This window comes from Candidatus Weimeria sp. HCP3S3_B5, assembly GCF_052064335.1.
GTDB lineage: Bacteria > Bacillota > Clostridia > Lachnospirales > Lachnospiraceae > Weimeria.
Map to the genome: position 1 here is coordinate 1 of NZ_JBQHVU010000042.1, position 4941 is coordinate 4941.

The 4941-nt window shown below is 40.1% G+C and carries 6 protein-coding genes and 1 pseudogene; 4 read left to right on the plus strand and 3 right to left on the minus strand.

Annotation, left to right across the window (positions count from 1 at the left end; genetic code table 11):
- Positions 1-38: 38 nt before the first annotated feature.
- Positions 39-383 (minus strand): hypothetical protein, encoded by a 345-nt coding sequence (locus ACTNCK_RS11415; RefSeq protein WP_441082843.1) that lies wholly within the window; start codon positions 381-383, stop codon positions 39-41.
- Positions 376-1875, minus strand: a complete 1500-nt coding sequence (locus tag ACTNCK_RS11420; protein WP_441082845.1) for an Eco57I restriction-modification methylase domain-containing protein — start codon at positions 1873-1875, stop codon at positions 376-378. Before ACTNCK_RS11420 ends, ACTNCK_RS11415 begins: the two co-directional genes overlap by 8 nt.
- Positions 1876-2110: 235 nt before the next feature.
- On the opposite strand from ACTNCK_RS11420, the gene ACTNCK_RS11425 reads away from it, so the two are divergent.
- The 3 genes from ACTNCK_RS11425 to ACTNCK_RS11435 all read left to right on the plus strand — a co-directional run bounded on the left by ACTNCK_RS11425 (position 2111) and on the right by ACTNCK_RS11435 (position 3561).
- The gene (locus ACTNCK_RS11425; protein ID WP_441082846.1) at positions 2111-2206 is read left to right on the plus strand and encodes a hypothetical protein; all 96 of its coding nucleotides are present in this window, start codon (positions 2111-2113) and stop codon (positions 2204-2206) included.
- A gap of 74 nt (positions 2207-2280) precedes the next feature.
- Entirely contained in the window at positions 2281-2904 is a 624-nt protein-coding gene (gene lepB / locus ACTNCK_RS11430) for a signal peptidase I (protein WP_441082847.1), read from the plus strand.
- A 174-nt stretch (positions 2905-3078) separates the two neighbouring features.
- Complete coding sequence (locus ACTNCK_RS11435) at positions 3079-3561, plus strand: hypothetical protein (protein ID WP_441082848.1); 483 nt, start codon at positions 3079-3081, stop codon at positions 3559-3561.
- A 232-nt stretch (positions 3562-3793) separates the two neighbouring features.
- Here the strand turns inward: ACTNCK_RS11435 and ACTNCK_RS11440 are convergent, their stop codons facing one another.
- A complete protein-coding gene (locus tag ACTNCK_RS11440) occupies positions 3794-4516 on the minus strand; it encodes a hypothetical protein (RefSeq protein ID WP_441082849.1) in 723 nt (240 codons plus the stop codon).
- Between the two features lie 143 nt (positions 4517-4659).
- On the opposite strand from ACTNCK_RS11440, the pseudogene ACTNCK_RS11445 reads away from it, so the two are divergent.
- A pseudogene (locus tag ACTNCK_RS11445) lies at positions 4660-4743 on the plus strand (single-stranded DNA-binding protein); the annotation flags it as partial.
- Positions 4744-4941: the final 198 nt, after the last annotated feature.

The window sequence follows — 4941 nt, forward strand, 5'->3', positions numbered from 1 at the left end:
CACTATGTAGGAGAAGGCAATGAAAACATGTCATTTTTTCAGTATTTATGCGGCTTTTCAGCCGTTTTCATAGTGGCAACATAGGTTGGAATTCCGGGAATCCAGGTTACATTATCTTCGATAAGAGCTGCTTCTCTGAACTGATGCATGCAGCTCTTCCTTATCGTCTCACGGGTATTCTCAGCATAGACCTTATCATAATATTCCGATGCGAACTGAAGGACATCATGGATTCTGATCCACTCATTAGTTGCCTGACTCCATTTACTATCCTGCTTAATCCCTGCCAGTGTCAAAAGAGTCAGACATGCCATATCATTTTGCTGCTCTGACGGCATACCGATCTTCTTCAATATCTCCCGTGCTTCATCAATCTTACCCATTGTATGATACTCCCATCATTATAGAATCACATGTCTCCGTAGAGAGGTCATCTGCCTCTATCAGCTGTTCACCGATCTCCTCAATATCTTCAACAGGTGGAACAGGTATGTTGTTGATCTCCGTACTGTTCACCTGTGTACTGCCATTCAGTATCCGATAGAACTTATCAAAAAGCGTGGAATTCAGCAGTGCAAAAATCCCATACGTCAGTGGCAGACTCATCTCCTTTTTGTCAGTCCTGTCCACATAATTAATCTTGTTCTGTGTTCCGATAAAGCGATACTCCGGGAAGTCGTGCGCCAGATATATACCACACTGCAGCCTGCGTTTCTCTTCCTTTGCGGTAAATCTTTTGCAAAATACATAGTTCTTATTCTTCTGTATTAGGCCTGGAACAGAATCCACAATCCAGTCGTACTCTTTGCCTGATGGATTGTGATTCACCCTGCCATTTCTGATATTCTGACTGTAGAAAAGCGGCAATGTATGCTTGCCAGGCTCCTTCTTCAGCTCATTCCACTGCCTGAAATCCACAACGATCCCCGTATGCATCTTAAGTCCCTCATCCGGAAGGGTCTTCTGATATTTGTTCACTACCTGAATGACACGCACATCTTCATCGTTCGTAGGCAGGTAGACATAAAGATTGTCACCATTTACTACAGCATCATATGGGACCCCAATGCTTTTGATATCGCCGAAGTCATTATTAGTCTGCGTAGAAGAGATCACGACCTTATCAGGAGTCACATCTGTTTTCTTCACTTTGATGATCATGGTCTCCTGAAGCACACTTTCCTGGCTGAACACCTTATCCCGGCTCACAAACAGATGAATCTGCATCAGTCTGCCATAATAGAGAAAGTAATTTCTGAAAGCTTTGAAATATTCCCCTGAAGTCCAGCTCCTAGGAATGATATAGACCATCTCTGCATCATCCTTCAGGTTAAAAAGCGACATCGCAGCAAATAGGAAATACAGATTAGGAGCGCCATGCACCACTGTAGGCATGGACTCAGCCTCTTCGCTTTTGCGCATAATGCGAAGATATGGCGGATTCCCAATGATCAGATCATATTTCTCAGGATTCTTCTTTGCAAAAAGGGTCCCTTCAAAATCGTTCGACTGACTTAGAATGTAGTTCTCTTCATTTATTTTGTAGTCAATCTTGACAGATGAATTCTGCTTCAGATACTCCAGATTCTCCCTGAGCAATGGCAGGACATCTGAATCATTTTCATAACACACCAGCTGGATATCAGACACCCTGTTCTCAGATACCAGTCTGTCAATAAGAGCAGCCGAAAGTATGCCTGTACCCGCACCCGGATCAAGGGCAGTTACAGTTCCCGACAAATTCTCTGTATCAAAAAGAGACGCCATAAAGGCAGCAGTCTCCCGTGAAGTAAAAAACTGTCCTTTCTTCTTCCGAACAGACTTCGGCATCTCATCCAAGAATTCCGAAGTTCTCCTTAGTATCTGATCCAGCATAATCAATCGCTCCTAAATAAACTACAATTCCTATTATATGTGAGAGGTGATATAAGGTCAAGATAGCCAAATCTTAGAATATATGTTCGTTTTAAAATAAAAAATAAGCCCCGCTGTATAGTAATGGCCACCCATCTTCTGACTGCTGTTAAGACCAAGGAGCGTGATATATAGTAAGTTATAATTAAAAATGTGTCAGCCTTTGAGGATAAGCGGTTGAAAGGAGTCGGAAATTATGGTATATAGATACTATCTTACATACAGACCTGTTGATATGGGAACCTGCCCAAGAGACTTTGTGAATATGCCAACCAGCTCAGAGAGCTTATGAGAGATGATATGAAGAAATTCAAGAAGAAGGCTTCTTGAGTTATCCAGCTTTGGATATACGGAAAGGCAAAGGTTATGGAATTAAAGAAAAAAGAAGAGACTGATACAAAGGCAAATATAAAAGAACTGTTCTCCTGGGTCGCTATGATAGCGGTCTGTTTTGCGTTGATATGGGGATTCTTCAATGTAATAATAATCAATGCAAGTATTCCATCAGGTTCTATGGAGAACACGCTGCAGGTAGGAGACAGACTTATCGGCACGAGATTCGCCTACTGGATAAAAGAACCAAAAAGAGGCGATATAGTTATGTTCAAATGGCCTGTAGATAACAAGACCATTTTTATCAAGCGTGTCATCGGTCTTTCGGGAGAGACAGTCAGGATATCTGATGGCAGGGTATATATAAATAACAGCAAGACCCCTCTCAAGGAAGGCTATCTCAAGGAAGAGTGGATCGACGAGAATGATGGCATGGTGTTCCACGTGCCGGAAGACAGTTACTTTGTGATGGGAGATAACAGGAACAATTCAGATGACGGACGTTACTGGGCAGAAGATTCTATTGAAGAAGGCGTGGTAAAGAATAAAAAAGATGCTGAGAAGTTCCAGTACGTAAAGAAAAAAGAAATTATTGGCAAGGCCGTATTCCGTTACTGGGGAGGCTTTAAAAATCTTACGGACACCGCTCATTATTAAAATAAAAAAACACTCTGACTGAAACTTATCAGCAGAGTGCTTTTTTAAGATGAAAAAAGAAAAACTTTTTGAAAGAATTTCAAAAAAAACTATTTACAGAAATCAGATTTATGAGATAATAACTATAGTAAAAAGTAAACAAAGTTTCATATTTTAGATAAGGAAATTAAATATATGGTAAAAAATATTTTAAAGAAAGTTGTTGCGGTTTCAATGGCTGCTGTTACTGTAATAGGATGTGCTTTAAGCACTCCTGTTGAAGCTAAGGTAAAGAGTGATGAGTATCAGACCAAAATTAGAATGTATGAATATTTTGGCGCCGATTTTGCTCTGACTCAGAACATCTATTTAAGCACCAATATGAAAACACTCAGCAAGTACATTGATGCAGATCAGGAAATACTTCGTCTTATGATGATGGATTATACTGAGTTGGAAAATGAATGTAAGAGGTGGGATGCTCTTGCAAATCAGAAAATAACTGACAATACTGTGAAATTTGAGTTTGACGGATATGAGATCGATCAGGAATATATCAAATACTGGGGCATAAATGATGTCGTAGCAGAAAGTTACGCTTATAACATGAGGTCTTTAGAGTTGCATCATATCATTATGGCTGAGGTGTACTACTATTCTGGTAAAGATGTAAGATAACATACCTACAGTATGTTGATATCATACTTCTTTCACGTCTGAAAGAAGCCGTGTCACGATGACACTTATCAACAGTGCTGATACATCTCAGCTCTGAGCAAAAACAAAAAAGCCATCCAGCACTATCCCCTGCCTCTTTATCGGTCTGTGATAGTGCTAGATGACTTTTAATTACTGTTCACTGTTAATATGATATAAGTATAAACTTTTATTAGGAGTTTGTCAATATATATTACTTATCAGCTTTTGACCTCCTTCCATTGACTGGCGGATGAATGAATAGCTCTTTCCCATAAACACCAGTATCATAATCATCTAAATCAGGGGCTGTTAAGCCATATTTATCTATTGCCTTTTTTGTGATTAAATCTGGAGAAGGCTTTTCCCATACATACATGAGTATATGTCCATATTTTGCTCTTGCCGCATAAGCAAAATTGATTGGTTCACTATATCTTCTCCATTTATTATGATTGGTTTTCTTTACGGCTGAAATAGCCACGGCTCCTTGAGACTTACTTGCATTAAGAACAGTAATAGACGGCTTGGTTGTGACCGCATAACCTTCTTTTGTTTTTAGTGATTTCAGCTTATCAACCTGACCATCGCTGCCACTGCCATCTCCTGCCATCTTTACGGCGTAGTAAGATGCACCTTTGTATTTGTCCCATGATACAGTCAGTTCGTCCTTGTCTTTGTTATACTTCCACTTGATGTTCTTAACGGGACCTTTGATCCATTTAGTATTGATGAGTGTAGCACCACCGTTATCAGAGATACTATATTGCTCATCTCCGGCAAGCATCCATTTTGCTGCATGGTTAAGATTATTCGGCTGCTTCGCCTTCTTTTTGGTCTTTGCTGATACGCCCACCGCAACCCCGCATACGGCAACAGACAGTGCCATTACAACCGCCATCGCTCTGATCTTCTTTGTAGATTTCGTCTTTGTCATATATATTTCTCCTTATCTAAAATATGAAACTTTGTTTACTTTTTTTACTATAGTCATTATCTCATAAATCTGATTTCTGTAAATAGTTTTTAAGAAACTTTTTGATAAAAATTTTTATTTGTGGAACATCGGCTGATAATTCTCAGCCTGCGCCTTCTGGAGACGTTCCAGATGACAGTTTCATGAACATTCCAGATGGAATCGACGAAGAGCTGCCGTTTGCCTGATACAGGCTGACTGCCCGATATATGCCAGAACGTGTTTCAGGAGAAAAAAACTGACCCACCTTTAGAACCTGCTAATGGAAACTAATGGTGTCAAACGGCAAATTATTAGCGGAGGAAACGGCGTGTTATTTTCGACGATTTCTCCGCTCAACGGCATTTTATTTTCGGTGACGGCACAATCTTGGCGTAAGAAACGGC